This is a genomic window from Streptomyces sp. BBFR2 (assembly GCF_044497305.1).
In the GTDB taxonomy this organism is placed as follows: Bacteria; Actinomycetota; Actinomycetes; order Streptomycetales; family Streptomycetaceae; genus Streptomyces.
The window spans coordinates 5,801,070-5,823,640 of record NZ_CP172415.1; the positions used below are offsets into that span (position 1 = coordinate 5,801,070).

Annotated in this window: 16 protein-coding genes; 8 read left to right on the forward strand and 8 right to left on the reverse strand. The window is 72.9% G+C overall.

Annotated elements, in window-relative coordinates; translation table 11 throughout:
• Positions 1-81: 81 nt before the first annotated feature.
• Positions 82-2,898, forward strand: coding sequence for a DEAD/DEAH box helicase (locus tag ACGH2B_RS23710; RefSeq protein WP_399097265.1), 2,817 nt, complete (start codon positions 82-84; stop codon positions 2,896-2,898).
• 87 nt (positions 2,899-2,985) lie between these two features.
• On the opposite strand, the gene ACGH2B_RS23715 is transcribed toward ACGH2B_RS23710, so the two are convergent.
• Together ACGH2B_RS23715 and ACGH2B_RS23720 are read right to left on the reverse strand one after the other, a co-directional pair.
• Positions 2,986-3,465 carry an ABA4-like family protein gene (locus ACGH2B_RS23715; RefSeq protein WP_399093442.1) on the reverse strand — a complete coding sequence of 160 codons (480 nt, stop codon included), beginning with the start codon at positions 3,463-3,465 and terminating at the stop codon, positions 2,986-2,988.
• A gap of 107 nt (positions 3,466-3,572) precedes the next feature.
• On the reverse strand, positions 3,573-4,484 hold the full coding sequence (locus ACGH2B_RS23720) for a hypothetical protein (RefSeq protein ID WP_399097267.1): 912 nt from the start codon (positions 4,482-4,484) through the stop codon (positions 3,573-3,575).
• 185 nt (positions 4,485-4,669) lie between these two features.
• Between ACGH2B_RS23720 and ACGH2B_RS23725 the strand changes: the two genes are divergently transcribed.
• Complete coding sequence (locus ACGH2B_RS23725; protein WP_399093445.1) at positions 4,670-5,299, forward strand: MerR family transcriptional regulator; 630 nt, start codon at positions 4,670-4,672, stop codon at positions 5,297-5,299.
• Positions 5,300-5,551: 252 nt separating this feature from the next.
• Here ACGH2B_RS23725 and ACGH2B_RS23730 read toward each other — a convergent pair whose 3' ends face one another.
• Both ACGH2B_RS23730 and ACGH2B_RS23735 read right to left on the reverse strand, forming a co-directional pair.
• Complete coding sequence (locus ACGH2B_RS23730; protein WP_399093448.1) at positions 5,552-6,403, reverse strand: siderophore-interacting protein; 852 nt, start codon at positions 6,401-6,403, stop codon at positions 5,552-5,554.
• 53 nt (positions 6,404-6,456) lie between these two features.
• On the reverse strand, positions 6,457-7,371 hold the full coding sequence (locus tag ACGH2B_RS23735; RefSeq protein ID WP_399097269.1) for a 5'-3' exonuclease H3TH domain-containing protein: 915 nt from the start codon (positions 7,369-7,371) through the stop codon (positions 6,457-6,459).
• Positions 7,372-7,618: 247 nt separating this feature from the next.
• On the opposite strand from ACGH2B_RS23735, the gene ACGH2B_RS23740 reads away from it, so the two are divergent.
• Both ACGH2B_RS23740 and ACGH2B_RS23745 read left to right on the forward strand, forming a co-directional pair.
• Entirely contained in the window at positions 7,619-8,803 is a 1,185-nt protein-coding gene (locus tag ACGH2B_RS23740) for a betaine/proline/choline family ABC transporter ATP-binding protein (RefSeq protein WP_399093451.1), read from the forward strand.
• The gene (locus ACGH2B_RS23745) at positions 8,796-11,405 is read left to right on the forward strand and encodes an ABC transporter permease/substrate binding protein (RefSeq protein WP_399093454.1); all 2,610 of its coding nucleotides are present in this window, start codon (positions 8,796-8,798) and stop codon (positions 11,403-11,405) included. Before ACGH2B_RS23740 ends, ACGH2B_RS23745 begins: the two co-directional genes overlap by 8 nt.
• Before the next feature lie 204 nt (positions 11,406-11,609).
• On the opposite strand, the gene ACGH2B_RS23750 is transcribed toward ACGH2B_RS23745, so the two are convergent.
• The 3 genes from ACGH2B_RS23750 to ACGH2B_RS23760 form a co-directional block, all read right to left on the reverse strand.
• Positions 11,610-12,317 carry a gamma-glutamyl-gamma-aminobutyrate hydrolase family protein gene (locus tag ACGH2B_RS23750; RefSeq protein ID WP_399093457.1) on the reverse strand — a complete coding sequence of 236 codons (708 nt, stop codon included), beginning with the start codon at positions 12,315-12,317 and terminating at the stop codon, positions 11,610-11,612.
• Between the two features lie 51 nt (positions 12,318-12,368).
• Positions 12,369-13,838, reverse strand: coding sequence for an ethanolamine permease (gene eat / locus ACGH2B_RS23755; protein ID WP_399093460.1), 1,470 nt, complete (start codon positions 13,836-13,838; stop codon positions 12,369-12,371).
• A 316-nt stretch (positions 13,839-14,154) separates the two neighbouring features.
• Complete coding sequence (locus ACGH2B_RS23760; RefSeq protein WP_399093463.1) at positions 14,155-14,886, reverse strand: FadR/GntR family transcriptional regulator; 732 nt, start codon at positions 14,884-14,886, stop codon at positions 14,155-14,157.
• A gap of 95 nt (positions 14,887-14,981) precedes the next feature.
• Here ACGH2B_RS23760 and ACGH2B_RS23765 point away from each other — a divergent pair, with 95 nt between their 5' ends.
• The 4 genes from ACGH2B_RS23765 to ACGH2B_RS23780 all read left to right on the forward strand — a co-directional run bounded on the left by ACGH2B_RS23765 (position 14,982) and on the right by ACGH2B_RS23780 (position 19,916).
• Positions 14,982-16,349 carry a glutamine synthetase family protein gene (locus ACGH2B_RS23765; protein WP_399093466.1) on the forward strand — a complete coding sequence of 456 codons (1,368 nt, stop codon included), beginning with the start codon at positions 14,982-14,984 and terminating at the stop codon, positions 16,347-16,349.
• Positions 16,350-16,358: 9 nt separating this feature from the next.
• The gene (locus tag ACGH2B_RS23770) at positions 16,359-17,723 is read left to right on the forward strand and encodes an aldehyde dehydrogenase family protein (RefSeq protein WP_399093469.1); all 1,365 of its coding nucleotides are present in this window, start codon (positions 16,359-16,361) and stop codon (positions 17,721-17,723) included.
• A 2-nt stretch (positions 17,724-17,725) separates the two neighbouring features.
• A complete protein-coding gene (locus tag ACGH2B_RS23775) occupies positions 17,726-18,526 on the forward strand; it encodes a 3-oxoacyl-ACP reductase (RefSeq protein ID WP_399093472.1) in 801 nt (266 codons plus the stop codon).
• 94 nt (positions 18,527-18,620) lie between these two features.
• On the forward strand, positions 18,621-19,916 hold the full coding sequence (locus tag ACGH2B_RS23780; RefSeq protein ID WP_399093475.1) for a haloacid dehalogenase-like hydrolase: 1,296 nt from the start codon (positions 18,621-18,623) through the stop codon (positions 19,914-19,916).
• A gap of 495 nt (positions 19,917-20,411) precedes the next feature.
• Here the strand turns inward: ACGH2B_RS23780 and ACGH2B_RS23785 are convergent, their stop codons facing one another.
• The gene (locus tag ACGH2B_RS23785; protein WP_399093478.1) at positions 20,412-21,626 is read right to left on the reverse strand and encodes an amino acid deaminase/aldolase; all 1,215 of its coding nucleotides are present in this window, start codon (positions 21,624-21,626) and stop codon (positions 20,412-20,414) included.
• Between the last annotated feature and the right edge of the window lie 945 nt (positions 21,627-22,571).

The window sequence follows — 22,571 nt, forward strand, 5'->3', positions numbered from 1 at the left end:
GGGGCCGGGGCGTACCGGAGGGGATGGTGCCGGATAAAGCCGGGCCGAGTGTCAGAGGTGGCCGGTAGGCTCGTGAGCACGATGACCGAGGACATGTCTCCTGCTGAGCGCTATGCCGCCGCCAAGCTCCGTGCGGCCGAGCAGGCCACCGCACTCGCCCCTTTCCGTGAGATGTACGACTTCCCCCTGGACCCGTTCCAGCTCGACGCCTGCCGTGCCCTGGAGGGCGGCAAGGGTGTGCTGGTCGCGGCGCCGACGGGCTCCGGCAAGACGATCGTCGGCGAATTCGCCGTCCACCTGGCTCTGACCCAGGGCCGCAAATGCTTCTACACCACCCCCATCAAGGCACTGTCCAACCAGAAGTACCAGGACCTGGTGCGGCGGTACGGCCCGGAGAAGGTCGGCCTGCTGACCGGGGACAACAGCGTCAATTCCGAGGCGCCGGTGATCGTGATGACCACCGAGGTGCTGCGGAACATGCTCTACGCGGGCTCACAGTCGCTGATAGGGCTCAGCTATGTGGTGATGGACGAGGTGCACTACCTCTCCGACCGCTTCCGGGGCGCCGTCTGGGAGGAGGTGATCATCCATCTCCCCGAGTCGGTGACGCTGGTCTCGCTGTCGGCGACGGTCTCCAACGCCGAGGAGTTCGGCGACTGGCTGGACACCGTCCGCGGTGACACCGAGGTGATCGTCTCCGAGCACCGCCCGGTGCCGCTGTGGCAGCACGTCCTCGCGGGCCGCCGGATGTACGACCTGTTCGAGGAGCGGGAGGGCCGCGGCGGTGGCCGGCGGGAGGTCAACCCCGATCTGGAGCGGCTGGCCCGGTTGGAGAACAGCCGCCCCACCTTCGGCCGGGACAAGCGCCGCGGCCGGAATCTGCGCGAGGCGGACCGCGAGCGTGAGCGGCGCCAGCGCAGCCGCATCTGGACGCCGAGCCGCCCCGAGGTGATCGACCGGCTGGACAACGAGGGCCTGCTGCCCGCGATCACCTTCATCTTCAGCCGCGCGGGCTGCGAGGCGGCCGTCCAGCAGTGTCTGCACGCGGGGCTGCGCCTCAACGATCAGGAGGGCCGGGAGAAGGTCCGGCGCATAGTCGAGGCGCGGACGGCGGGCATCCCCGACGACGACCTCCATGTGCTGGGGTACTTCGAGTGGCTGGAGGGTCTGGAGCGCGGGATCGCCGCCCACCACGCCGGGATGCTGCCGACGTTCAAGGAGGTCGTCGAGGAGCTGTTCGTGAAGGGGCTGGTCAAGGCCGTCTTCGCGACCGAGACGCTGGCGCTGGGCATCAACATGCCGGCCCGTTCCGTGGTGCTGGAGAAGCTCGTCAAGTGGAACGGCGAGCAGCACGCCGACATCACCCCGGGCGAGTTCACGCAGCTCACCGGGCGGGCCGGGCGCCGCGGTATCGACGTCGAGGGCCATGCGGTGGTGCTCTGGCAGCGCGGGATGAATCCGGGCGCGCTGGCCGGTCTCGCCGGTACGCGGACGTATCCGCTGCGCTCGTCGTTCAAGCCGTCGTACAACATGGCGGTCAATCTCGTCTCGCAGTTCGGGCGGCACCGTTCGCGGGAGCTGCTGGAGATGTCGTTCGCGCAGTTCCAGGCGGACCGGTCGGTCGTCGGGATCTCCCGTCAGGTGCACAAGAACGAGGAGGGGCTTGAGGGCTACCGCGCCTCGATGACCTGCCACCTCGGCGATTTCGAGGAGTACTCCCGGCTGCGGCGGCAGCTCAAGGAGCGGGAGACGGAGCTGGCCAAGCAGGGCGCGGCGCACCGCCGGGTGGCGGCGGCCGCGGCGCTGGAGAAGCTGCGGCCGGGCGACATCATCCACGTCCCGGCGGGGAAGTACGCCGGGCTCGCGCTGGTGCTGGATCCGGGGATGCCCTCGGGCCGCACCGACCGGCAGCGTGGATACGAAGTGGCCGACGGGCCGCGGCCGCTGGTGCTGACCGCCGAGCGGCAGGTCAAGCGGCTGGCGGCGATGGACTTCCCGGTGCCGGTCGAGGCGCTGGACCGGATGCGGATCCCGAAGTCCTTCAACGCCCGCAGCCCGCAGTCCCGTCGCGATCTGGCGTCCGCGCTGCGCACCAAGGCCGGGCACTACGTTCCGTCCCGCCACCGCAAGAAGCGCTCGGAGGCGGCCGACGACCGCGAGATCGCGCGGCTGCGCAAGGAGCTCCGGGCGCACCCCTGCCACGGCTGTGACGAGCGGGAGGACCACGCCCGGTGGGCGGAGCGCTATCACCGGCTGCTGCGGGACACCCGGCAGTTGGAGCGCCGTATCGAGGGCCGGACGAACACCATCGCCCGTACCTTCGACCGGATCTGCGCGCTGCTGACGGAGCTGGACTACCTGGAGGCCGACACCGTCACGGACGAGGGGCGGCGACTGGCCCGGCTCTACGGCGAGTTGGATCTGCTGGCCAGTGAGTGTCTGCGTGAGGGTGTCTGGGAGGGGCTCGGCCCCGCGGAGCTGGCCGCCTGTGCGTCGGCGCTGGTCTTCGAGGCGCGGCAGGCGGATGACGCGGTGGCGCCGAAGCTGCCGTCCGGCAAGGCGCGGGACGCGCTCGCGGAGATGGTGCGGATCTGGGGCCGGCTGGACGCCCTGGAGGAGGACCACAAGATCAATCAGGCGGAGGGCGTCGGCCAGCGCGAGCCCGACCTCGGCTTCGCCTGGGCGGCCTACCGCTGGGCATCCGGCTTCGGCCTCGACGAGGTGCTGGCGGAGGCGGAGATGCCGGCCGGTGACTTCGTCCGCTGGTGCAAGCAACTGGTCGACGTCCTCGGCCAGATCGCGGTCGCCGCCCCGCCCGGCGGTACCGTCGCCCGCACGGCCCGCAAGGCCGTCGACGGTGTGCTGCGCGGTGTGGTGGCGTACTCGTCGGTGGGGTGAGGACCGAGCCCCGGGCCGAGGGCCCGGGACCGCTGATGCGGCGCCCGTCTCCGGGGAGGAGGCGGGCGCCGCTGCGGTGAGGGCGGGTCACGGGGTGGCCGGGCCGCTCCCGGGGGCGGCGACGCCGTACGGGGACGCCGTGCGGCGCCGGTGGCGGAGGGCGGCGCGCAGGGGGAGGAAGAGCAGCAGCCCGAACGGCGAGAGCAGGATGGTGAGGACCAGGAGCGGTCCCATGACCAGCGGATGGATGCCCAGGGACCGGGCCTCGCGGTACATCCACTGACCGATGAAGAGGTCCCAGGCGATCACCTGCGCCCAGATCGCCCCGGCGCCGCCGCCGAGCGTCATCAGCTCTTGGAAACCGGCCAGGTCCGGGTGGCGCACGGCGGCCCACAGCTCGGGGAAGACCGGGACGGCCAGCGCGAGGTAGACGGCGATCACGGGGAGCAGCGGTAGCGGTGACGCGGCGACGCGGTCGGTCAGCCGGCGGCCGGGGGCGAGGATCAGCAGCGCCCAGAACGGCGCCGCGCAGAGGAAGGCCAGATCGAAGAGGGTGCTGTCGGTCATACGGTCAACTCCGTGGATGGGGTGGGGTGTCGGTGGGGGCCGGGCCGCGGGTGGCGGGCCGCGGCTTTTGGGGGCGCCGCGCCATGGGCCTGCCGTGTGGCGGTGTGTCAGGCCGGCGACCGGCGGGGCACTTCCGGGGGCAGGTGCGGAGCGAGGGTGCCGCCGGGGTGGCGTAGCGCCCTGGCCGTGGCGGCGGCGGTGAGGAGGGTGAGGCAGGCCAGCGCGGTGAGGGTGGCGGCGTCCGGGCGGGTCAGGGCCTGGCCGCGCAGCGCCTGCCAGGTGAGGAGGGTGAGCAGTGCGGCGGCGGATCCGGCGGCCACCAGGACGAGACGGAGCCGCACCCGCTCCGCGCGCAGCCGGGGAAAGCGGGCGCCGAGCGCGTCGATCCCGTGGAGCAGGAGCGGGAGCGCCTGGAGGGCGTGCATGCCGAAGAAGTGCGGTATGCGCAGGTCACCGCCGGTGGTGTTCCAGCCGGTGACCGGCATGGCCGGGCCGCCGTCGGGGACGCCGACGCTGTGCGCGCCGATGGCGGTGCGCAGCGCGCCCGCGGCCTGCTGAGCCGGCGTCGGCAGCAGCATCAGTGCGCCGAGCAGCAGTCCGGCCAGCCCGAGCAGCATGCCGAGCCGGATCGCCCAGGTCGCGGCGGGGTCGCCGAGCCGGGCGCGGAAGAGGAGTACGGCGATCACGAGCGTGCCCGTCCACAGCACGGCGATGGTGACGCCCATGACCTGGAAGAGCGCCCGGTCCAGCGGGGTCGCGACGTTGAAGTGGCTGGCGCGGCCGCGGATCGTCTGGCCGACGATGATCGCCATCTCGGTGATTCCGGCGGCCACGACGGCGTGCGCCGCCCACCGGCCGGTCCGGGTCGGGCCGCGGCGGCCGAGCATCCAGGCGAGGGTCAGGCCGTAGGCGGCGAACGACACCGCGAACTTGAAGGGCTTCAGCCAGATCGGCGCGCCGACGAGTACGCGGTCGTCGGTCAGCAGGCCGACCGCCGCGACGACGGCCAGGGCGGCCATGGCCCAGGAGAAGACGCGCAAGGAACGGAATCCGGGCATACGGGTCCCCCAAGAATGGATAGTGGCGCTTTCTGCTATCTGATAGCTGGACTATCTATGATGGGGAGTGACATGGCAAGGCCGGGCGGCGCGGAGGCTCGGTGGCACGGCGCCCGGACAGGGGCCGTGCGGGAGAAGGGCAGCGGATGCGCATCGGGGAATTGAGCCGCGAGACCGGCGTGGCGGTGCCGACGATCAAGTACTACGTCCGTGAGGGGCTGCTCCCCGCCGGGCGGCTGACCAGCCCGAATCAGGCGGTCTACGAGGAATCGCACGCACGCAGGCTGCGGCTGATCCGCGGTCTGATGGAGGTCGGCGGGCTCTCGGTCGCGGCGGTCCGGGAGGTGCTGGCGGCGGTCGATTCGCCGGAGCCGGTGCACAAGGTGCTGGGTGCGGCGCAGCACGCCGTCACCCCGCCGGTCGGCGGCGAACCCGGGGGGCTGGAGGAGGCGCGGAACGCCGTCGCGGAGCTGGTGCGCCGCCGGGGGTGGCGGGTCGATCTCGCCAACCCGTCCGTGGAGGCGATGGCGGTGACGCTGGCCACCTTCCGCGACATCGGCCACGGCGCGTTCGAGGAGGTGCTGGACGACTACGCGGAGGCGTGCGAGCGGATCGCCCGCGCCGATCTGGAGTTCGCCGGGCGCGGCGCGGAGGTGGACCGCCTCGTGGAGAGCGTGGTGGTCGGCACCGTACTGGGCGATACGGTGCTCGCGGCGATGCGCCGGCTCGCACAGGTGGACGCGTCGGCCCGGCGCTTCGGGACGGCGCCGCGCTGACGGGGTGTCATCTTCCGGGCCGCTGCCGTGCGGTGACGAGTGGGAGCGTCAGGGGGCGGGGGCCCGTCGTCCGTTCCGTGACGTTGCCCCGGGGCGGCGCGGAGCCTCGGCTCGGTGAGGGGACCCGGGGTCCAGGTCGGGAGCGCCCCGCCCGGGTCGGCCCGCCCCGTCGTCGCCCCGTACGGACATGACGGCGCCGCCCGGTGTGGGGGTGTGCCCACGCCGGGCGGCGCCGTTCGGTGTCTGTGCTGCTCAGGCGGCTGTGGCGGGCTCCTGCTCCGCCTCGATGCGCTGGTTCCAGTCGCGCTTGGACGCCTGCCAGCCGTCCTCGTCGTGGCCGCTGCGCCAGTAGCCCGAGATCGACAGAGCCTCGCGCGGGATGCCGTGCTCGACGCGCAGCACGCGGCGCAGCTCCTTGACGAAACCCGCCTCGCCGTGGACGAACGCCTGGACCTGCCCGGCGGGGAAGTCCAGTGCGGCGACGGCGGCGACGAGCCGGCGGCCGACCGGTGCGGTGCCGCGGTGCAGCCAGGTGATCTCGGCGCCCGCCGGGGCCGTCAGCTCCTGCTCCTCCTCGGGCCCGGCCACCTCGATGAAGGCGCGCACCGGCGTCCCCTCCGGCATCCGGGCCAGCGACGCCGCGATGGCGGGCAGCGCGCTCTCGTCCCCGGCGAGCAGATGCCAGTCCGCCGTGGTCCCGGGGACGTACGCGCCGCCGGGGCCGAGGAAGCGGATCTCCTCGCCCGGCTTCGCCGCGGCCGCCCACGGGCCCGCGATGCCCTCGTCGCCGTGGATCACGAAGTCGACGGTCAGTTCGCGCCGCTCCGGGTCCCAGGCGCGCACCGTGTACGTACGCGTCCGGGGCCACTGGTCGCGCGGCAGCTCGGCGCGGATCTGCGCGATGTCGAACGGCTCGGGGTAGGTGACGCCCTCCAGCGGGAACACCAGCTTGATGTAGTGGTCGCTGTAGGTGCCCGCGATGAAGGCCGCGAGGCCCTCGCCGCCGAGGACCACCCGCACCATGTGGGGGGTGAGCTGCTCGGTGCGCCGGACCTCGGCGCGGTGCAGCGTCTGCTTCTTGCGGGCGGGTCGCTCTGCTGCCACGGCGGTCTCCCCTGAGGACGCGATAATTGGTTAGGATTACCTAACTTAGCAGGTCACCCCTGGAGTGTGTCGAGCAAACGGCGCAGTGAGCTGCCCAGGCCCCACCGTGTGGCGAGCGATTCCAGCCGTTCGGGGTCGGCGGGCTCGCGGGGGAGTGCGAAGTCGCCCTCCGGCACCGGTACGTCGGTGGCCACCCGCACCACCTTCGGGGCGACCGCCAGGTACGGGCCCGCCTCGGTCAGCCGCCGGCGCTGGGCAGGGGTGAGCTTCGAGGCCGGATCGGCGGCCGCCGCGATGATCCCGGCCAGGTCGCCGTAGGCGTCGAGCAGCTTCGCCGCGGTCTTCTCGCCGATGCCCGGCACGCCCGGCAGGCCGTCGCTCGGGTCGCCGCGCAGCAGCGCCAGATCCGCGTACCCGCGCCCGTCGACCCCGTACTTCTCGCGCAGCAGCGCCTCGTCGGTGAGCTGGAGGGTGCCGACGCCCTTGACGGGATAGAGGATGCGGACGCCGCGGGCGTCGTCGACGAGCTGGTAGAGGTCGCGGTCGCCGGTGACGACGTCGACCGGGCCGCTCGCGCGGGCGGTGAGCGTGCCGATGACGTCGTCCGCCTCGTACCCCGCCGCGCCGACGCGGGCGATGCCCAGCGCGTCCAGGACCTCCTCGATCACCGGGACCTGCGGGGAGAGGGTGTCCGGGATCTCCTCCTCGTCCGGCGCGGCGGAGCCCGCCGGGGCCTCGGCCGCGACGCGGTGCGCCTTGTAGGAGGGGATCAGATCGACCCGCCACTGCGGACGCCAGTCGGCGTCCATGCAGGCGACGAGGGAATCGGGGTGGTGGTCCTGGACGAGCCGGGCGATGAAGTCCAGCAGGCCGCGCACGGCGTTCACCGGGGTGCCGTCCGGGGCCCGGACCGACTCCGGGACGCCGAAGTACGCGCGGAAGTAGAGGGAGGCGGTGTCGAGGAGCATCAGGCGTCGAGTCACCCCCGCATGATGCCGCACGCGGAAACCTCCCAGGTGTACGGCTCAAACGTGACCCGGATGTGAGGTGGGTCACCGGACGGTTTGAGCCAGATAAAGGGGGGCAGGCGCGCAGCCGGAGAGGACCCGATAAGCGTTTCAACATTTTTATCGGTGAAGGCGAGCGGATCTCGTCCCTCTCCACGACCTGTCTACGGGGGTGGCAGGTCGTTCTCGTGCGACAAGAGAGGTGTATGTGTCCAGGCTTCAAGCCGAGCACCTGTACATGGTGTTCGGCAGACGACCGAAGGACGCGGTGCGCAGGCTCCAGGAGGGAGCCGACCGCGGGGAACTGCGCGCCGAGGGCACGACCGCCGCGGTGATCGACGCGTCGATCGAGGTGGACGAGGGCCAGATCTTCGTCGTCATGGGTCTCTCCGGGTCCGGTAAGTCCACGCTGCTGCGGACGCTGAACGGGCTGCTGGAGCCGACCGCCGGAACCGTCCGGTTCGACGGCCAGGACCTGACCTCGCTCAGCCCCAAGGAACTGCGCAAGGTCCGCTCCGAGAAGATCTCCATGGTCTTCCAGCACTTCGCCCTCTTCCCGCACCGCAGCGTGCTGGAGAACGCCGCCTACGGTCTGGAGGTCCAGGGCGTCCCGCGCGAGGAGCGGGAGAAGCGCGCCTACGAAGCCCTGGAGCTGACGGGGCTCAAGGGCTGGGAGAAGTCCTGGCCCGACGAGCTGTCCGGCGGTATGCAGCAGCGCGTCGGGCTGGCCCGCGCGCTCGCCACCGACGCCGACCTGCTGCTGATGGACGAGTCCTTCAGCGCGCTGGACCCGCTGATCCGCCGCGATATGCAGGATCAGCTCCTGGAGCTGCAGAAGACGCTGAAGAAGACCATCGTCTTCATCACCCACGACCTCAACGAGGCCATGCGCCTCGGCGACAAGATCGCCGTCATGCGCGACGGCCGTATCGTGCAGATCGGCAGCGCCGAGGACATCCTCGTCCGCCCGGCCAACGACTACGTCGCCTCCTTCACCCAGGACGTCGACCGCACCCGGGTGCTGACCGCCGGCGCGATCATGACCGCCGCCGACGACGTGCTCGGCACCACCGCCCCGGACGGCAAGAAGATCGCCACCCTCGACGACTTCCTCGCCGCCGCGCCCGCCGTGGTCGTCGCGGACACCCCGATCGTCGATCTCTTCACGCCCTGCTCGCTCAGCACCGTGCCGGTCGCCGTCGCGGACAAGGCGGGCAAGGCCATCGGCGCCATCCGCGCCGACCGGCTGCTCGCCGCGCTCGGTGAGGGCGAGGAGGAGTCCGCGGCCGCCGTCCCGGCGCCGGCGGACGAGCCCGCGAAGCCCGCCGCCGACGCGAAGAAGGACGCGGACGAGGACAACGACCCCGAGGGCAAGGTGAGCACCGGTGCCTAGAATTCAGATAGGTAGCTGGGCCAGCGACGCCGTCGACTGGCTGACCAAGCACGCGGCCTGGCTCTTCGACTTCGTCACGCAGATCCTCAACGGCCTCTACACCGCCATCCACGCGGTGCTGGCCGCTCCCGAGCCGCTGCTGCTCGCCGGTATCTTCGCGATCATCGCCTGGTGGCTGCGCGGTCTGCCGGCCGCGGTCCTCACCTTCCTCGGCTTCGCGCTGATCGACTCGATCGAGCAGTGGGACGAGACGATCTCGTCGCTCTCGCTGGTGCTGGTCGCCTGCATCATCACCATCCTGGTCGCCGTGCCGCTCGGCATCTGGGCCGCCCGCAGCCGCGCCGTCGGCGGTGCGCTGCGTCCGGTCCTCGACCTGATGCAGACGATGCCCGCGATGGTCTACCTGATCCCGGGCATCCTCTTCTTCGGCCTCGGTGTCGTCCCCGGCATCGTCTCCACCATCGTCTTCTCCATGCCGCCCGCCGTCCGGATGACGGAGCTGGGCATCCGGCAGGTCGACGAGGAACTGGTCGAGGCGGCCGAGGCGTTCGGCACCCATCCGCGGCGCACCCTCTTCCGGGTGCAGCTTCCGCTGGCGCTGCCGACGATCATGGCCGGTATCAACCAGGTCATCATGCTGGCGCTGTCCATGGTCGTCATCGCCGGTACCGCCGGTGGCGGCGGTCTGGGCGGTTCGGTCTACAACTCGCTCAGCTCCGTGGACGTGAAGCTGGGTGCCGAGGCGGGTCTCTCCGTCGTCATCCTCGCCGTCTACCTCGACCGGATGACCGGCGCCCTCAACCAGCGGGTCTCGCCGCTGGGCCGCCGTGCCCTCGCCAAGGCGCAGGCCGCGCTCGGCGGGATGAAGTTCCTGCGCTGGAAGCCGGCCACCTCGCTGGCGACCGTCGGTGTCGTCGTCCTCGCGCTGGTCGCGGGCGGCATGGGCTACTTCGGCAAGAACTCCGGCGGCGGTGCGGGCGGCACCGACGGCAACGGCCGTGCGATCACCCTCGGCTACGTCAACTGGGACGAGGGGCGCGCCACCACCTTCCTGTGGAAGGAGATCCTGGAGCAGCGCGGCTTCAAGCCGAAGCTCCAGGCCCTCGACGCCGGTCCGCTCTTCGCCGGTCAGGCCCGCGGCGACATCGACGTCCAGTCCAACGCCTGGCTGCCGACGACGCACGAGGCGTACTGGAAGCAGTACAAGGACAAGCTGGAGGACCTCGGCGCCTGGTACGACAAGACGTCGCTGGAGATCGCCGTCCCGTCGTACATGAAGGGCATCACGTCCCTCGACGACCTCAAGGGCAAGGGCGACACGTTCGGCGGCAAGATCACCGGTATCGAGCCGGGCGCCGGTGAGATGAAGATCCTCAAGGACAAGGTCCTGGGGGACTACGGTCTGTCCGGCGAGTACAAGGTCCAGGACTCCTCGACCTCCTCGATGCTGGCCGAGCTGGACCGTTCGATCCGGGCGAAGAAGCCGATCGCCGTCACGCTGTGGTCGCCGCACTGGGCGTACAACAAGTACGACCTGACCAAGCTGAAGGACCCCAAGGGCGCCTTCGGCTCCGGTGACAGCCTGCACATGCTGGGCCGTAAGGGCTTCTCGAAGGACGAGCCGCTGGTCGCCGGGTGGATGAAGAAATTCCACCTGGACGAGGACCAGCTCACCAGCCTGGAGAACGAGGTCACGAAGGCCGGCAACGGCCATGAGCAGGACGGCGTCCGCGCCTGGCTGAAGAAGAACCCCGGTCTGGTCGACAAGATCGCGCCGTCCAGCCACGTCTCGTACGCCAAGGGCAAGGACGCCGGCAAGGCGCCCGACATCGGCTACCCGGCGTGGGACGAGGGCATCGCCACCACGTACCTGTGGAAGAACGTCCTGGAGAAGCGCGGCTACAAGCCGAAGCTGCACAACCTCGACGTCGGCCCGATGTGGACCGGCCTGTCGACCGGCCAGATCGACGTGGAGACCGACGGCTGGCTGCCGGTCGCGCAGAAGCAGTACTGGGACAAGTACAAGAAGGATCTCGTCGACGTCGGCCCCTGGTACGACAAGACGTCGCTGGAGATCGCGGTGCCGTCCTACGTCAAGGACGTCAAGACCCTCGACGACCTGCGCAAGCACAAGGACGAGTTCGGCGGCAAGATCATCGGCATCGAGCCGGGCACCGGTGAGATGAAGCGGCTCAAGAGCACCGTCGCCCCGGCGTACGGTCTGGACGGCTTCCAGGTCACCTCCGCCGGTACCAGCGCGATGCTCGCCGAGCTCCAGCGGGCGTACGCCAAGAAGGAGCCCATCGCGGTCGTCCTGTGGTCGCCGCACTGGGCGTACAGCAAGTACGACCTGACCAAGCTGGCGGACCCCAAGGGCACCTGGGGCGCCGAGAACCACATCACCTCCATCGGGAACAAGAGCTTCCCGAAGGAGTTCCCGGAGTTCCACGGCTGGCTGAAGAACTGGAAGATGACCCCCGATGAGCTGGGCAGTCTGGAGAAGGACATCCAGGACGCCGGCAAGGGCAACGAGGACAAGGGCGTCCAGAAGTGGATCGACGCCCACCCGGGCATCGTCGACAAGATGGCTCCCGTGAAGTAACGCGCACGGCACACCCGTCGCACGGGTACGGGCCCCGCCTCCGGCATGACGCCGGGGGCGGGGCCCGTTCCGTGTACGAGCGGTGGGGGAGCGGGGGCGGCTCCGGGCCCGGTGGCTTCCGGGGCGGGGCCGTGTCTCCGGGGCCGCGCCTTCCGTGTCCGGCTCCGGCCCCGCGTCTCCGGAGCTGAGCCGCGCCCGGCCCGCTCAGTCCGTCGCCGTCGTGGCCGTGCCGCCCGCCGCGGCGACCAGCGCCGCCACCACCCGGACGTCCTCGCCGGCCTCGGGATGCCACTGGACGGCCAAGGTGAACGCGGGGGCGTCCGGGTCCTCCAGCCCCTCGACCGTGCCGTCCGCCGCGTGCGCGGAGATCCGCAGGTTCCGGCCGAGGCGGTCGACGGCCTGATGGTGGTAGGTGGGGACGGCGACCTCCTCGGGCAGGACGGCGGCGAGGGCGGTGCCGGGGACCGGGGTGACGGTGTGCCGGGCGAACACGCCGGGCGGGCCGTTGTGCCCGTCGAGGTGCTGGAGGAGGGTGCCGCCGCGCGCGACGTTCAGCAGTTGCAGCCCCCGGCAGATGCCGAGCAGCGGGACGGCCGCGGCCGACGCCGCCTCGATCAGGGCGAGTTCCCAGGCGTCCCGGGCGGGCGCGGGCGGTCCCGTCCGCGGGTCCGGTTCGGCGCCGTAGCGGGCCGGGGCGACGTCCGCACCGCCCGCGATGATCAGCCCGTCCAGCCGGGCGACGGTGGCGGCGGCGCGCTCCGGCGCGTCCGGCGGCAGCAGCGCGGCGATCCCGCCCGCCCGCTGGACGTGCCGGTGGTATCCGGCGGGCAGCACGGCGGCGGGCTGCGTCCACACGCCCCACCGCGCCGCGTCCTCCAGATAGGTGCTGATGCCGATGAGCGGCCGGTGCATCGGGGCCTCCGTACGGTTGCGGGTCGGTGATCGGGCTCGGGGCGCGGCCGGTCAGCCGCGGTCCAGTTCCGCCTCGGCGGCGGCCAGCGCCGCGAACTCCTCCTCGGGCGCCGCGGCCACCAGCCGGTGCCGGGAGTAGCACGCGAAGTACAGCAGCGCCACCGCGTACACGCCGAGCGCGATCAGCGCCGCGTCCTTGTCCACCAGGAACGTCGCCACCAGCGCGGCGCAGGCCAGGACGAGGGCGACCGACGACGTCACCATCCCGCCGGGTGTGCGGTACGGCCGGTGCAGCCCCGGCTCGCGGCGCCGCAGCACCAGATGCGAGAGCGCCATCAGGGCGTACGAGATGGTCGCGCCGAAGACCGCGACGTTCAGCATCCGGGCGCCGTCGCCGGTGGCCGCCGCGAGGGCGAAGCCGAGGGCGCCGGGCACCAGCAGGCCCAGGTAGGGGGCCTTGCGGCGGCTCGTCAGGGAGAGGAAGCGGGGCAGGTATCCGGCGCGGGAGAGGGCGAAGAGCTGCCGCGAACCGGCGAAGATCAGCGAGAAGAACGACGCCACCAGACCGGCGAGCCCGGCGTAGTTGACGATCCGGCTCACCGCCGTCGGCGTGCCGTGCGGCTGGAGCGCCTGCACCAGCGGATCGCCGACCGACCGGATCGCCGCGCTGCCCCGCGCACCGGTCGCCGCGGTGAAGGTGACCAGCGCGAGCAGCAGCAGCACGCCCATCGCGGCGGCCATCGCCCGCGGCAGCACCCGCGCCGGATCCCGGGTCTCCTCCGCCGCCAGCGGTACGCCCTCCACCCCGAGGAAGAACCACATCCCGAACGGGAACGCCGCCCAGATGCCGAGCAGCCCGAACGGCAGCCAGGACGACGCGCCGAACGCGTGCGGCCGCACCGGGATGTCATCGAGCGCGTCCACGTGGAAGTCGCTGAACGCGGCGAGCGCGAAGACCAGCAGCGCGGCCACCGCGACGGCGGTGACCACCAGGCTGAAGCGCAGCGCCTCGCCCACGCCCCACAGGTGGATGCCGATGAAGAGGACGAAGCAGGCGAGATACACGGGCCAGCCGGAGTGCAGGCCGAACAGGCCGAGCGATTCGACGTAGTCGCCGATGAAGATGGAGATGGCGGCGGGCGCGAGGACGTACTCGATGAGGATGGCGGTGCCGGTCAGGAAGCCGCCCCAGGTGCCCAGCGCGCGGCGGGCGAAGCCGTAGCCGCCGCCCGCGGTGGGCAGCACCGACGCCAGCTCCGCCAGCGCGAAGACCAGGCAGGTGTACATCAGGCCCATCAGCACGGCGGCGATGGCCAGTCCGCCGAAACCGCCGTGGGCCAGGCCGTTGTTCCAGCCCGAGAAGTCGCCGGAGACGACGTAGGCGACGCCCAGTCCGGTCAGCAGCAGCGGGCCCGCGCTGCCGCGCCGCAGCGACCGCCGCTCCAGATAGGTGTCCTCCGGCGAGGCACTCCCGGTGCCGGTCCGGGGCGGTGCGCTCTGCGGTTCCGTACGGTCGGCCATCAGCCGCTCCTGCCTCGCCGGTCGGCCGGGACGCCCGGGACGGACGGCCCGAATAAAGGTTCAGCGGCATACCTTTACCCGGCTGGTGGGCGGGGCGCAAGACCTCTGCGGGAAAAGGGCGGTTACCGGACCGGGCAAGAGGGACGTGTCCGGCGTACGGCGCCTGCCGGCCCGTCACGGAGGCCCGCGATCGGCGCTCCCTGCGGACGCGGGCCCGGCGCCCGGCCCGGCGCGGTCCCGCCGCCCCGTGCGCGCTCCGCCGCGTCCGCCGCCCCGTACGGACCGCGCCCGCCGCCCCGTACGGCGCGCCGCCCCCTCACCCCGCGGGCCGGGTCAGGAACCCCCGCAGCAGCGCCGCGGTGCCGCCGCAGTGTTCGCGGGCCACCTCGCGGGCGCCGTCCGCGTCGCCCTCCAGGACCGCCTCCACCAGCGCGTCGTGCTGGGCCTGGGAGTGCTCCAGGTTGCGGACCAGCAGCGGGATGCCGTCCAGCAGGTCGTTGACGCGGGCGCGCACCGCCGCGTACTGCGCCGCCAGCGAAGGGGAGCCGGACAGCTCCGCGAGGGTGAGGTGGAGGAGGGTGTCGCAGCGGCGGTAGTCGGTCAGCGGCGCGTCCCGGGTGGCGGTCAGGCAGCCGCGCAGCCGCGCGGCGTCCGCCTCCGGCAGTCCGTGCGCCGCGCACAGCCCGGCGGCGCCGGTCTCCAGCACCTCGCGGAAGCGCAGCGTGTCCTCCAGATCGATCCGGTCGGTCCGGCGGCGCAGCTCCGCCTCGCCCGGACGCGCCTGGCGTACGCGGACGAACGTGCCGCCGTACCGCCCGCGCCGGCTCTCCACCAGCCCCTCGTCCGCCAGGACCTTCAGCACCTCGCGCAGCGTCACCCGGCTGATGTGCAGCCGCTCGGCCAACTCCCGCTCCGCCGGCAGCCGTTCGCCCTGCGCCACCAGGCCGAGCCGGACGATCTGGAGTATCTGCTCCAGCGCCTCCTCGAAGCCGTTCCCCGCCCGCACCGGCCGCAGTACGGGTGCCAGTCCATCCGCCGCACCGTCCATCCCCGACCCCTTCCCAACCAATGGTTCGTATGCATACCTTATTCCGGCCGGGGCGCCCGAGCGCTCTCGCGACCGCAGCGACAGGAGGCAACACCGTGGCCCACCGCACGCCCCCGCTCTCCGTGGAGGAGCTGAGCGCACTCGTCGCCGCAGGGGAGATCGACACCGTCGTTCTCGCCTTCACCGACATGCAGGGACGGCTCCAGGGCAAGCGGTTCGCCGCCCGCCACTTCCTCGACACCGTCCTCGACCACGGCACCGAGGGCTGCAACTACCTCCTCGCCGTCGACGTCGACCTCAACACCGTCGACGGCTACGCCATGTCCTCCTGGGAGCGCGGCTACGGCGACTTCGCCATGCACGGCGACCCGGCCACCTTGCGCCGCACCCCCTGGAACCCGGGCACCGCCTTGATCACCGCCGATCTCGCCTGGCACGACGGCAGTCCCGTGACCGCCTCGCCCCGGCAGATACTCCGCCGCCAGCTCGACCGCCTCGCCGCCCGCGGACTCCACGCCTTCGCCGGCACCGAGCTGGAGTTCCAGCTCTTCAAGGACACCTACGAGGACGCCTGGTCCCGCGGGTACCGCGACATGACCCCGGCCAACCAGTACAACGGCGACTACTCCGTCCTCGGCACCGGCCGCGTCGAGCCCGTCCTGCGCCGCATCCGCAACGAGATGGCCGCCGCCGGGATGACCGTCGAGTCCGCCAAGGGCGAGTGCAATCTCGGCCAGCACGAGATCGTCTTCGTCTACGACGATGCCCTCACCACCTGCGACCAGCACGCCGTCTACAAGACCGGCGCCAAGGAGATCGCGGCTCAGGAGGGCATGGCGCTCACCTTCATGGCCAAGTACGACGAGCGCGAGGGCAACTCCTGCCACATCCACCTCTCGCTCCGCGACGACGACGGTGCGCCCGTCCTCGCCGACCCCGACGCCCCGCACGGCATGTCCGCGCTGATGCGCCACTTCCTCGCCGGACAGCTCGCCGCGCTGCGCGACTTCACCCTCCTGTACGCCCCCAACATCAACTCCTACAAGCGCTACCGCCCCGGCTCCTTCGCCCCCACCGCCGTCGCCTGGGGCCCCGACAACCGCACCTGCGCGCTGCGCGTCGTCGGCCACGGCGCCGCCCTCCGGCTGGAGAACCGGCTGCCCGGCGGCGACGTCAACCCCTACCTCGCCGTCGCCGGAATGATCGCCGCCGGACTCCACGGCATCGACCGGAAGCTGGAGCTGCCGGACGCCTGCACCGGCAACGCCTACGACGGCGACGCCGCCCACGTCCCCGCCACCCTCCGTGAGGCCGCCGGCCTGTGGGAGCGCAGCGCCCTCGCCCGGGACGCCTTCGGCGATGACGTCGTCGACCACTACCGCCACATGGCCCGCGTCGAACAGGACGCCTACGACGCGGCCGTCACGGACTGGGAGCGCTTCCGCTCCTTCGAGCGCATGTAAGGACTGCCCGTGCCGCACGAGCTGGACATCATCAACCCGGCGACCGAGGAGACGGTGGCGACCGTCCCCGTCACCCCGCCCGAAGAGGTCGACGCGGCGGTCCGGCGGGCCGCCGCCGCCCAGGAGAAATGGGCCGCCCTCGCCCCCGCCGACCGCGCCCGGCTGCTGCGCCGCTTCGCCGACACGGTCGACACCCATATCGACTCCCTCGCCCGTCTCGAACTCCTGGAGGCCGGACACCCCCTGGCCAACGCCACCTGGGAGGCGGGCAACGTCCGCGACCTGCTGCACTATGCGGCCGGGGGAGCGGAGCGGCTGACCGGCAGTCAGATCCCGGTGGCCGGCGGCCTCGACGTCACCTTCCGCGAACCGCTCGGCGTCGTCGCCGTCATCGCCCCCTGGAACTTCCCGATGCCGATCGCCGCCTGGGGCACGGCCCCCGCGCTCGCCGCCGGCAACGCCGTCCTCCTCAAACCCGCCGAGACCACCCCGCTCACCGCCCTGCGCCTGGCCCGCCACGCCCTCGACGCCGGGCTGCCCGAAGGGCTCTTCCAGGTCCTGCCCGGTGAGGGCAAGGTCACCGGCGCCGCCCTCGTCGACCACCCCGGCGTCGCCAAGGTCGTCTTCACCGGCTCCACCGCCACCGGCCGCCACATCGCCGCCCGCTGCGCCGAGCGGACCAAACGCCTCACCCTCGAACTCGGCGGCAAGAGCCCCAACATCGTCTTCGCCGACGCCGACCTGGAGGCCGCCGCCGCGGCCGCCCCCGGCTCCTTCCTCGACAACACCGGCCAGGACTGCTGCGCCCGCAGCCGCATCCTCGTCCAGCGCTCCGTCCACGACCGCTTCCTGGAACTGCTGGAGCCCGCCGTCAAGGCGTTCACCGCCGGCGACCCGGCCGACCCCGCCACCCGCATGGGCCCGCTCATCTCCGCGGCCCAGCGCGACCGCGTACGGTCCTACGTCCCCGAGGGCGCCCCCGTCGCCATCCGCGGCGAGGCCCCCGAGGGCAAGGGCTTCTGGTACCCGGCGACCGTCCTCACCGGCCGCCCCGACGACCGCGCCGCCGTCGAGGAGATCTTCGGCCCGGTCGCCGTCGTCCTCCCCTTCGACGACGAGGCCGACGCCATCCGCCTCGCCAACGCCACCGACTACGGCCTGTCCGGCTCCCTGTGGACCCGCGACATCGGCCGCGCCCTGCGGGTCTCGCGTGCCGTCGCCGCCGGGAACCTCTCCGTCAACTCCCACGCCAGCGTCCGCTACCAGACCCCGTTCGGCGGCTTCAAACAGTCCGGCATCGGCCGCGAACTGGGCCCCGAGGCCCTCACCGCCTTCACCGAGACCAAGAACGTCTTCATCAGCACCGAGGAGTGACCGTGACCGACCAGACCCCCGTCTGCCGCCGCCTGGTGGACCGCACCGCCGTCGTCACCGGCGCCGGCAGCGGCATCGGCCTGGCCACCGCCCGCCGGCTGGCCTCGGAAGGCGCCCGCGTCGTCTGCGCCGACATCGACGAGGCGGCCGGAAAGGCCGCGGCCGACGAGACCGGCGGCCTCTTCGTCCAGGTGGACGTCACCGATTCCGATCAGGTCGAGGCGCTCTACCGCACCGCCTTCGAGACGTACGGCTCCGTCGACATCGCCTTCAACAACGCCGGGATCTCGCCGCCCGAGGACGACTCCATCCTCACCACCGGCCTCGACGCCTGGAAGCGCGTCCAGGAGGTCAACCTCACCTCCGTCTACCTCTGCTGCAAACACGCCCTGCCCTACATGCGCGAGCAGTTCGAGCGGACCGGACGCGGCGGCTCCATCATCAACACCGCCTCCTTCGTCGCCGTCCTCGGCGCCGCCACCTCCCAGATCAGCTACACCGCGTCCAAGGGCGGCGTGCTGGCGATGTCCCGCGAGTTGGGCGTGCAGTTCGCCCGCGAGGGCATCCGCGTCAACGCGCTGTGCCCCGGGCCGGTCAACACCCCGCTGCTGAAGGAGCTGTTCGCCAAGGACCCCGAGCGCGCCGCGCGCCGTCTGGTGCACGTGCCCGTCGGCCGTTTCGCCGAGCCGGAGGAGATCGCCGCGGCCGTCGCCTTCCTCGCCAGCGACGACTCCTCGTTCGTCAACGCCGCCGAATTCCTCGTCGACGGCGGCATCGCGGGGGCCTACGTCACCCCGGTGTGAAGGCTGGGTAAAGTCGCACGTCACAGCCGGGGCCGACGCCACCAGGGGCCGGCCCCGGCGCCGTTTTCCATCCGCACGGACACCGGAGTCCCCCATGCGCAGACCCGCCCTCGCCCTGGGCCTGGCCGCCGCCGCTCTCCTCGCCGGCAGCGTCCCGGCGACCGCCGCGGCCCCCGCCCGCGCCGAGTCCGCCCACCCCACCCGCTGCCCGCAGCTCTCCCGCGACCTGCCGTGGTACGGCCACAACCGCGCCAAGCTCCAGCGCACCATCGACACGCGCGGCACCTGCGAGAACCCGGGACTCGCCCACGGACACGGCCGCGCCCCCGTCGCCGCGTTCGACTGGGACAACACCATGACCAAGAACGACGTCACCGACGCGACGCTCAACTGGTCCCTGCTGAACGACAAGATCCTGCGGCCCGCCCACTGGCGCGACACCAGCAAGTGGATGACGCCCGCCGCCGACCGCGCGCTGACCGCCGCCTGCGGCACCTCCGTCCCCGTCGGCGCCCCGCTGCCCACCTCCACCAACGCCGCCTGCGCCGACGAGATCCTCGAAATCCGCGCCGAGGCGAAGACGATGAGCGGGCAGGAAGCTTTCGCCGGCACCTGGAACCACCGCCGTACCGTCCCCGAGTACGCCTGGGTGCCGCAGCTCTTCGCCGGTCACACCGAGGACGAGGTCCGCTCGTACGCCGCCGCCGGCCGCAAGGCCGCCCTCGCCGCGCCCGTCGGCGCCACCGTCAAGGTCGGCACCCACACGCTCCCGGCGTACGTGCGCTACTACGCCCAGCAGAAGGACCTGGTCCGCACGTTGCGCAAGGCCGGGTTCGACGTCTACATCGTCTCGGCGGGCTCCAAGCCGGTCACCGAGGTGTGGTCCCGCGCCATCGGCTTCGACCGCGCCCACACCATCGCCATCCGCAGCATCCTCGACGACGAGAACAAGCTGACGTACCGGACGCAGGGCTGCGGCGACATGCCCGACTCCCAGGGCGACGCCATCCCGTACATCGACGGCAAGCGCTGCTGGATCAACCAGGAGATCTTCCACCTCAAGGGCGCCGAGGCGTGGCGCAAGCAGGACGCCGCGCACCGCATCGCCCTCGGCGGCGGCGACGCCGACACCGACTCCACCTTCGTCGCCGACGCCACCGGCGCCCACCTGGTGATCAACCGCAACAAGACCGAGGTCATGTGCCGCGGTTACGACAACGCCGACGGCCGCTGGGTGATCAACCCGATGTTCATCGACCCGCTGCCCCGCAAGTCCGGCACCTACCCCTGCGCCACCCGGGGCCACATCAACACCGACGGCGTCCTCGGCCCCCTGCGCCGCCCCGACGCCACCGTCGTCCCCGACCAGCGCGACCGGATCCACGGCTGAACCACCACCGGGCCGCGCGGGGTTGTGCGCGCGGCCCGGCGGCGGGGCCTCGCCGGGACCGGAGCCGGGGGAGCCCGGAGCCCCGGGCTTCCACGAGGTCAGGTCCGGCACAGGCCCCGGCGGCCCGCCCATGGACTCGGGGCTCCGGGCGTCCCCGGCCCGGAGCGCGGCCTTCCCGGGGCACTCCCGGGTGCGCCCGCTCCCGGGAAGCCGCACCCGAAAGGCCCGCCGACCGGGGTGGTCACCCGTCCCGGGGCGGGCACCTCGGGGCGGGCGCCCGGGTGCGCCCACTCCGCGAGGCGTCCGGCCCGCCGGTCGCAGACGCCCCGGGTGCGCCCGCTTCCGAGACGGCCGGTCCCGGCAGACCCGCCGGTCGCAGGGGCCCCGAGTACGCCCGCGCCCGAGGCGGCCGGTCCCGGTCGGTCCGCCGGTCCCGTCGATCCGCCGGTCCCGGTCGGCCCGCCGGCCGAATCGGCCCCCGGTGCGCCCGCTCCGCTACAGATACGTCCGGCCCTCGCCCCGGTACGTCGGCACCGTCGCCACCACCCGGTCACCGTCCACCAGGTGCAGCGTGTCGAACCGTTCGCACAGCTCACCGGCCTTGGCGTGGCGGAACCAGACCTTGTCGCCGATCTCCAGCCGGTCCGCCGCGGCGCCCAGCAGCGGTGTCTGCACCTCGCCCGGCCCCTCCTGCGGGTCGTACCGCAGCCCGGCCGGGAGATACGGCTCCGGCAGCCGGTCGGCGCCCGCCACCCCCGACGCCGGATAGCCGCCGCCCAGGACCGTCACCACCCCGGGGCCGGGGCGGCGCACCACCGGCTGTGCGAACAGCGCCGCCGGACGCCCCCGGAACGACCGGAAGTTGTCGAACAGCCGCGGGACGAACAGCCCGGAACCGGCCGCGATCTCGGTGATCGCCGCCTCCGCCGCCGTGTGCTGCACGCTGCCGGTACCGCCGCCGTTGACGAACTCCAGCCGCGGCGCCACCGCCCGCACCGCCCGCACCGCCTCCCAGCGCCGCGCCGCCAGCTCCTTGCGCGCCACCGCCTGCACCGTCCGCACCGTCCGCGAGAACACCGGCCGCCCCGCGACCTCGTCGCCCACCCCCGCCACATGCCCCTCGTACGCCATCAGCCCGACCAGCCGGAAGCCGGGGCGGCGCACCACCTCACCGGCCAGCTCCGCCAGTTGGGCGGGGCGGCGCAGCGGCGACCGGCGGGCGCCGATCCGCAGCGCGCCGCTGAGGCGGTACGAGGTGTCCAGCTCCAGGCAGATACGTATCTCCGCGCCGCCGTCGGCGGGCCGGCACGCGTCGATCAGGTCCAGTTGCGCCGGATCGTCGGCCATCACCGTCACCGCGGCCGCCGCCCGCGCGTCCCCGGCCAGCTCGGTGAGTGCCGCGCGGTCCGCCGTCGGATACGCCAGCAGCACGTCACCGAAGCCCGAACGCGCCAGCCACAGGGACTCGTCGAGCGTGAAGCTCATGATCCCCGCGAAGCCGTCCCGGGCCAGCACCCGCTCCAGCAGCGCCCGGCAGCGCACGGACTTGCTCGCGACCCGGACCGGTTTGCCCCCGGCCCGCCGCACCAGATCGTCGGCGTTCGCGTCGAAGGCGGCCAGATCGACGAGGGCCAGCGGCGCGTCCAGCCCGGCGGTCGCCCGGTCGTAACGGGCTTTGTCGTCATACGAGGTGGCGGGATCCTGGGACATGGCGGCAGCCTGCCAGAGACCGCTACCCCTGGGTAGGGGCGCGGAACGCCGCCGGCGGACCACGGGGGTTCGGGCCGGACCACGGGAGACCGTAGAGTGTCCGGACGCCGTGACCAGCAGGTCAGCGGCGCTTTACTGGGATACGGACCACCTTGCCCCGATTGCCGTGCGGGGGCGGGTGCGTGGCGCGAGGGGGCGCGGGTGAGCACCGAGGCCGAGTGTGCCGGAAAGCAGCAACGCCCCCCGATACCTCCGCCCCCGGCCTACCCACCGGCCAACCTGGAACGCGACACGGCGAGCCTCCCCGTCATCCGCCTCGACGCCGCAGACCCGCCCCCGCCCGTCCGACCCGCGCCGTCCCCCGCGAAAAGCGCCTCCCCGGTCCCGCCCCGCCCCCTGACGGACCCGGTGCCGCCCACCTCGCTGACGGACCCGGCCCCGCCCCGTCCGCTGTCGGACCCTGCACGGCCCCGCTCGCTCACGGAGCCGGTACCGCCTCGTCCGCTGACGGAACCGGGGTCGCCTCGTCCGCTTGCGGAGCCGGTGGCGGGCCCTCCGGCGGGGGCCACGGAGGGCGAGCCGTCCGTCCCGTCCGCGAACGGCCGGTCACCGAAGCCCAAGGCGCGCGGCGGCAAGGTCCGGTCGGCGAAGGGACGGCTGCTGAAGGGCCGCACCCCGGGCCTGCGCCGCCGCGGCGGCGAAGCGTCCCCGGACGGGCTGGGCCGCCCCTCGGGCCCGCGCCGCCCCGGCGGCGAGACACCCCAGGACGGACAGGGCCGCCCGTCCGGCGCGCGCCGCCCCGGCGGGGACGCGGCGAAGGGCGGCCTGGCAGGCGTCTCCCGGGTACCGGCGGGCACCTCGCCGGTCCCTGCCGCGGCCCGCCGCGCCCCCGCCCCGCCGCCCGCCGCGGCCCTGGACGGCCCCGCCTCCGCCGTCCCGCCCGCC

Coding starts and splice junctions, on each gene's coding strand:
- ACGH2B_RS23710 (WP_399097265.1), top strand. CDS start 82: ATGACCGAGGACATGTCTCCTGCTGAGCGCTATGCCGCCGCCAAGCTC.
- ACGH2B_RS23715 (WP_399093442.1), bottom strand. CDS start 3,465: ATGACCGACAGCACCCTCTTCGATCTGGCCTTCCTCTGCGCGGCGCCG.
- ACGH2B_RS23720 (WP_399097267.1), bottom strand. CDS start 4,484: ATGGCCGCCCTGGCCGTCGTCGCGGCGGTCGGCCTGCTGACCGACGAC.
- ACGH2B_RS23725 (WP_399093445.1), top strand. CDS start 4,670: ATGCGCATCGGGGAATTGAGCCGCGAGACCGGCGTGGCGGTGCCGACG.
- ACGH2B_RS23735 (WP_399097269.1), bottom strand. CDS start 7,371: ATGCTCCTCGACACCGCCTCCCTCTACTTCCGCGCGTACTTCGGCGTC.
- ACGH2B_RS23750 (WP_399093457.1), bottom strand. CDS start 12,317: ATGCACCGGCCGCTCATCGGCATCAGCACCTATCTGGAGGACGCGGCG.
- eat (WP_399093460.1), bottom strand. CDS start 13,838: ATGGCCGACCGTACGGAACCGCAGAGCGCACCGCCCCGGACCGGCACC.
- ACGH2B_RS23760 (WP_399093463.1), bottom strand. CDS start 14,886: ATGGACGGTGCGGCGGATGGACTGGCACCCGTACTGCGGCCGGTGCGG.
- ACGH2B_RS23780 (WP_399093475.1), top strand. CDS start 18,621: ATGCGCAGACCCGCCCTCGCCCTGGGCCTGGCCGCCGCCGCTCTCCTC.
- ACGH2B_RS23785 (WP_399093478.1), bottom strand. CDS start 21,626: ATGTCCCAGGATCCCGCCACCTCGTATGACGACAAAGCCCGTTACGAC.